Below are 4,813 nucleotides of genomic sequence, written 5' to 3' on the forward strand. Positions count from 1 at the left end.
GTCGCTCTACCAACTGAGCTACGCCCGCTTATTGTGACACAAAGGTAGTAAGATTAGGCTTAACTGCAAATCTTAATTTTCAAGAAAAAGGTCCTCTAAGTGTTTGTGGGTCCATTTTTCATTGGTAGTCAGTGATTTTCAATATGAAAATAATTTTAAAAAAAATCTAAAACCAGATCGCATTGCTAAAATATATGGACCATGGATAGAGTATATAAACATTCATCACACTCTTTCATTGATTTTCTCTAAACTTTGGTTTTTACCTTACTCCAAGATTTTAATTGCCAATATACTCTTCCGGTACTAATATGATTTCCTTTTGTGTCATGTGCTTCAACTTCACAGCATATTTCTGTCTTTTCACTATTTTCCAGAGGAGAAATAACGTTTTCATTTAACCATTGGTTAGAGAGAGAAAACTTAGCATATATATCCATCTTTCCTTGGTAATGGTAGTCCATTTCCAATTTTTTAAGGATGATCCTGTATTTTTTCGAATCCAGGTAGGTCATTAAAGCCAGACCGGTTGTTAGTTCCGATAGGGTGGCCAAAGCACAAGCATGGATTCCCCTTAAGTGGTTCATGTTGGACTTTTTGTAAGGAAGCTTAAGTTTTAGTGAGTTATCGTCAATTTCTACCACCTTGAAAGAATGTGACTTATTGAAAGGTACCAATCGGCTCAGCCCTACATTGAGGAGCCATAGATAAAAGCGGGAATTTTTTGCTTTTTGTGCAATTTCACCAGGGTTCATCATTGAATTATTTTAAAAATGGAAAAATACTCTGCATGCATAACATTGTAAGTTTAGCGAATGTTGATAAACAATGCAAGAAGACCCATGTTTTAATGACGATTAGGTTCTATATTAATTGTTTTTAGACTTTTCGTCTTATTTCTTTTCTTGCCGTTTTGATAGGTTTAGTTAAATTGGGTCCCTATTTGAGATAAAAGAAGAAAATGATGCTAAGTTATTGGGAGAAGAACTCATTTATTCAGTATGATTATATCATAATTGGTGGTGGAATAGTTGGACTATCAGCAGCTATTGAGTTAAAGGACAAGCTTCCTGATGTTTCAGTTTTGGTGATTGAAAGAGGGTTATTTCCTTCTGGAGCAAGTACCAAAAATGCAGGTTTTGCCTGTTTTGGGAGTCTTACGGAACTGCTTTCTGATTTTAATACGATGGGAGAGGAGGCTACTTTAGAGCTTGTTTCGGAAAGGTGGAAAGGACTTCAAATTCTTCGTAAAAGATTGGGAGATCGTAATATTGGATTTCAATCCAATGGAGGGTATGAACTAATCCGTGGTCAAGAAAAAAAATACCTAGAAGAACTTGATCGATTAAATGAGCTCCTTTGGCCTGTCTTTAATGCTTTGGTTTTTGAAGAACGTCCAGAGTTGATTTCAGATTTTGGATTTAACGGGAAACAGGTAGAAAGTGTAGTGTATAACCAATTTGAAGGTCAAATTGACACCGGCCTGATGATGCGTAACTTAATTGAGTATGCCCAATCGAAAGGAATCAATATCCTAACAGGAGCTGAGGTTACGGGTTTCGAAGAGGAAGAAGCGGCGGTTAAGGTTTTTGTGAAAAATCCTTTTTCGCAGGAGGGAGTTATTTTTTCTGCCTCAAAATTGGCCATTTGTACCAATGCTTTTGCTAAACAATTGGTGCCGGAAGCGGACCTTCAACCGGGTAGAGGGATTGTAGTAGCGACTAAACCTATTGATGGATTAAAGTTCAAGGGAGTGTTTCATTATGATGAGGGCTACTTCTATTTTCGAAATCACGGAAACCGGGTTATATTAGGCGGAGGGAGAAATCTAGATTTTGAAAAGGAGGCTACAACTTCTTTCAGTATTAATAAAGAGATTCAAAACCATTTAAAACAGCAACTTGAAGAGGTAATTTTGCCAGACCAAGATTTTGAGGTGGAACATACTTGGTCGGGGATTATGGCGTTTGGAAAGGAGAAAAAACCCATCTTAAAACCATATTCGGACCGTATTGTACTTGGAATTAGGTTAGGTGGTATGGGAGTGGCTATCGGTAGTAATGTCGGAGTGAAAATTGCCTCCCAATTGGTGGATTAAGGCCGTCCTTCAGCTTAAAGGTACCAAATGTTGTTTGAATATCCCATACCTCTTGATTGTATACTATTTTTTAATGAAATCGATTGCAGAGGATTTGGAAACCATGTTGTGATTTTTTGAAAGGAGTGAAACTTTTTTTACCTTTCCTTTTTGAATAAAGTTTTTTACAAGGAAAATATGAGTTTTAAGAAAAGAAAACCCACGTTGGTCGAAGCGCTTATTCCGGTGGTCTTCCTTATTGGTTTGTTGATTGTTAATGTTCAAGTTTTTGGGGATGAGGCACTTTCGGGCTCAAATCAGATTGTATTGATTCTCTCCGCTGCGATAGCTGTTTTGGTTGCAATTCGCATGGGAGCAAAGTGGGAAGATTTGCAAGATGGTATAATTAAAAGTATTAGTTCGGCTATGCCCTCCATCTTGATTTTATTGATGATCGGAGCATTGGCAGGAACCTGGATGATAAGTGGAGTGGTACCAGCCATGATTTATTATGGTCTTCAAATTCTTAATCCTACCATATTTCTATTCGCTGCCTGTGTGGTGAGCGCCGTAGTTTCTTTAGCCACAGGTAGCTCATGGTCTACTATAGCTACTATTGGAGTAGCATTATTGGGTATTGGCCAGGCTTTGGGGATTTCAGAAGGAATGATTGCGGGAGCGGTGATTTCCGGTGCTTACTTTGGTGACAAAATGTCTCCACTTTCCGATACAACCAACCTAGCTCCGGCCATGGCGGGTACCGATTTATTTACTCATATACGATACATGGTATACACCACTGTTCCTTCTATTGGGATTACCTTAATAATCTTTTTGGGAATTGGTTTTTTTCAAAGCAGTAGCGGATCGGTGCATGATATTGATGTAGTGTTAGCCTCCATTGAAAAATCATTTAATATTACTCCCTGGCTATTTTTAGTGCCAGCTATTGTTATTTTCCTAATCGTGAAAAAAGTTCCTGCTCTACCCGCTTTGTTGTTAGGTTCTCTTTTGGGTGGCGTATTTGCCCTGATTTTCCAGCCACATATAGTGGAAATTGTTTCTGGTGTAGATGGAAGCTCTTTAAAGTCTTCCTATGTGGGGATTATGAAGGCTATTTACACGGATGTTAGTGTTACCACTGATAATGCAATGGTGAATGACTTACTTTCTACCAGTGGAATGTCAGGGATGATGGGTACCATTTGGTTAATTCTTTGTGCCATGATGTTTGGTGGAGTGATGGAAGGAAGTGGTATGTTGGAAAGATTATCTGAGGAGGTAATAAAGAAGGCGCATTCAGCAGGTTCTCTGATTGCTTCTACAGCAGTAACATGTGGATTTTTTAATGTAACGGCTTCCGATCAATATTTAGCAATTGTAGTGCCGGGAAGGATGTATGCCAAGGCGTTTAGAGAAAAGGGTTTGGCTCCAGAGAACTTAAGCCGGGCTTTGGAAGATTCGGGTACGGTAACTTCTGTTTTGGTACCATGGAATACTTGTGGAGCAGCTCAATCCACCGTTCTTGGGGTTGCAACAGTAGCTTATTTGCCTTATTGCTTTTTTAACATTATTAGCCCAATTATGACCATTATCTTTGGTGCCTTTAATATTAAAATCAGAAGTCTGAGGGAGGATCAGACTGGAAAAAAGCCTGAACTAAAAAATGCCTTAGTAGGTGTTGAATAATTAGTCAAGATAAATGTGGTAAGGAAAGCACAAATTTTTGGATTTGTGCTTTTTTCATTTAGAGTGTGCCGAAAAGGTTGTCTTTTGTTGTTTATTGTAAATTTTCAACCTCCAAATTCCAGTTGTTTCGATTTATATTAGAATTAAGGCTAGAATTTCTATCGGTTTATGGTTTTCGACGGTCATGAAATATAAAATAACGTATAACTAAACGGGTATTAAAAGGTAAGAGTGGAAAGGAAATTTTTGTATTTGGCAAAAGAGGAAATGGAGGGAACTGGTTTCCCCAAATAATCTTTTATATTTGTTCCCTTATAATAATTTGAGCTATGTTTTCAAAGGAAATTAGCAGGGAGGAATTAAATGAACTGCCCTTGTCGGGATACAAGGGCAAGGTAGTGATCGTAAACCGAAAGGATCAATTTCAAAATGCTTTATCTGAGATCCATGAACATAAAATAGTGGGTTTTGATACGGAAACCCGTCCCACCTTTCGAAAAGGACAACCTCGACATCCCGTAGCTTTGTTGCAAGTGGCTATACCGGACAAGGTATTTTTATTTCGACTCAACCAATTGGGCTTTGGAAGGGAATTAGGTCAATATTTTGGTAATTCTGGTATAAAAAAAGTGGGCATTGGGACTCGGGACGATATTATTGATCTACAAAAATTACATGCTTTTGAGCCTTCTTCAATAGTTGACCTTAATCATGTGGCCAAAGAATTAGAAGTTAAAAATGCCGGGGCCCGCAAACTATCGGCTATTTTTTTGGGTATTCGAATTTCCAAAAGCGCCCAAATTTCGAATTGGGAAAATGAGCAACTGTCTGAAAAACAAGTACGTTACGCCGCCACTGATGCGTGGATTTGTTTGGAAATTTATAGAAAACTAGCCTTTAAGGGGTATATTTGATAAAAATGAAAAGTGAGTGGTAGATACGGAAGATTTTACATCTCCCAAATGAAAGTCCCCAACCTTACCAAAATTGTCATTTCTCTTTTCTAAAGAAACCCGAAGAAAAAAATCCCACAGAATTCTATTTTTT

Annotated in this window: 4 protein-coding genes; 3 read left to right on the plus strand and 1 reads right to left on the minus strand. The window is 38.0% G+C overall.

The features are described 5' to 3' along the window. Positions 1-248: 248 nt before the first annotated feature. Positions 249-758: a DUF4442 domain-containing protein gene (locus tag E1171_RS06885; protein ID WP_246164207.1), complete on the minus strand. Its 510-nt coding sequence runs from the start codon at positions 756-758 to the stop codon at positions 249-251. A gap of 203 nt (positions 759-961) precedes the next feature. On the opposite strand from E1171_RS06885, the gene E1171_RS06890 reads away from it, so the two are divergent. From E1171_RS06890 to E1171_RS06900, 3 genes are all read left to right on the plus strand, one after another. Continuing rightward, entirely contained in the window at positions 962-2,098 is a 1,137-nt protein-coding gene (locus E1171_RS06890; RefSeq protein ID WP_343031305.1) for an NAD(P)/FAD-dependent oxidoreductase, read from the plus strand. 177 nt (positions 2,099-2,275) lie between these two features. Further along, on the plus strand, positions 2,276-3,766 hold the full coding sequence (gene nhaC / locus E1171_RS06895; RefSeq protein ID WP_155205273.1) for a Na+/H+ antiporter NhaC: 1,491 nt from the start codon (positions 2,276-2,278) through the stop codon (positions 3,764-3,766). 329 nt (positions 3,767-4,095) lie between these two features. Continuing rightward, positions 4,096-4,680: a 3'-5' exonuclease gene (locus tag E1171_RS06900; RefSeq protein WP_155205274.1), complete on the plus strand. Its 585-nt coding sequence runs from the start codon at positions 4,096-4,098 to the stop codon at positions 4,678-4,680. The last annotated feature ends 133 nt before the right edge of the window (positions 4,681-4,813 follow it).

Source organism: Xanthovirga aplysinae (genome assembly GCF_009711365.1).
Lineage (GTDB): Bacteria > Bacteroidota > Bacteroidia > Cytophagales > Cyclobacteriaceae > Xanthovirga > Xanthovirga aplysinae.

Excerpts from the sequence above, each read along its gene's own strand:
- E1171_RS06900 (WP_155205274.1), top strand. The coding sequence starts at position 4,096 with ATGTTTTCAAAGGAAATTAGCAGGGAGGAATTAAATGAACTGCCCTTG.
- E1171_RS06885 (WP_246164207.1), bottom strand. The coding sequence starts at position 758 with ATGATGAACCCTGGTGAAATTGCACAAAAAGCAAAAAATTCCCGCTTT.
- nhaC (WP_155205273.1), top strand. The coding sequence starts at position 2,276 with ATGAGTTTTAAGAAAAGAAAACCCACGTTGGTCGAAGCGCTTATTCCG.
- E1171_RS06890 (WP_343031305.1), top strand. The coding sequence starts at position 962 with ATGATGCTAAGTTATTGGGAGAAGAACTCATTTATTCAGTATGATTAT.